We start from the raw sequence: 793 nt of genomic DNA, 5'->3' as shown, positions 1-793 counted from the left end.
AGTCCGCTGTACTGATATTTACGTTTATTTTCTTACATTTTATGCTATTAACATTTTGACGGACGACACCTTATGTCTGAACTTCATCTATTGAGTACCCAGCAGCTTGTCACAGGCTTACAAGACAAACAATTTAGCAGCCTTGAGCTGACTGACCATTATATCAAGCGCATTGACGCGCTAGATGGCAAGATTAATAGTTTTATCACACGAACCTCTGAGACGGCACGCGCCCAAGCACAGGCAGCTGATGAGATGCGAGCACAAGGCGATAAAAGACGTCTGCTCGGGGTGCCAATGGCGCATAAAGACATCTTTTGTACCCAAGGCGTACTGACCACTTGTGGTTCTAAAATGCTTCATAACTTTGTCTCACCTTATAACGCCACTATCGTCTCCAACATCGATAAAGCGGGCATGATTAGCTTAGGTAAGCTCAATATGGACGAGTTTGCGATGGGCTCAGACAACAGTAGCTCATACTATGGGACCGTACAAAATCCCTGGAACCTAGAGCGTGTCCCTGGCGGCTCATCTGGTGGTAGTGCCGCCGCTGTCGCCGCAGGTTTTGTGCCAGTGGCAACAGGTAGTGATACTGGAGGCTCTATTCGTCAGCCTGCATCATTTTGCGGCTTGACAGGTATCAAGCCCACTTATGGCCGTGTATCGCGCTTCGGTATGATCGCCTACGCCTCAAGTCTTGACCAAGCCGGTAGCATGGGTCGTAGCGCCAAAGACTGCGCGTATCTACTACAGCCGATGATCGGTCATGATCCGCGTGATGCAACCTCTA

1 protein-coding gene is annotated in these 793 nt (G+C 49.1%); it reads left to right on the top strand.

Annotated features, from left to right (window positions below; genetic code table 11):
* Positions 1-72: 72 nt before the first annotated feature.
* A partial coding sequence (locus tag ACS8FD_RS19260; RefSeq protein ID WP_439277042.1) for an amidase occupies positions 73-793 on the top strand: 721 nt, incomplete at its 3' end.

Source organism: Psychrobacter sp. 1U2 (assembly GCF_051847575.1).
This window is presented reverse-complemented; position numbering and strand designations above follow the sequence as displayed.